The 236-nt window shown below is 65.3% G+C and carries 1 pseudogene; it reads right to left on the minus strand.

What is annotated here, in order from left to right:
- A pseudogene (locus tag KVT44_RS57060) lies at positions 1-236 on the minus strand (LacI family transcriptional regulator); the annotation flags it as partial.

The following is a 236-nucleotide window of genomic DNA, read 5'->3' on the forward strand; positions in this document are numbered from 1 at the left end:
ATCCCCTTTGCACGCGCCGCGGCGGCAAACCCGCGCTCGCGCTCGATGGTGGGGCTCAGATCGGCGGGACCCGAGATGTGCGCGAGCTCTCGGTGACCGAGGCCGTGCAGATAATTGAAAGCGACAGTGCTTGCCAGGCCGAGGTTGAGGCTCACGTTGCGTCCAGATCCGGGGACGGTGCGGTTGACGAAAACGTGCGGGATGGCGTTTAGCTGCCCGAACTCGATCAGCGGGTG

Source organism: Streptomyces sp. GbtcB7 (assembly GCF_019091445.1).
GTDB lineage: Bacteria > Actinomycetota > Actinomycetes > Streptomycetales > Streptomycetaceae > Streptomyces > Streptomyces mirabilis.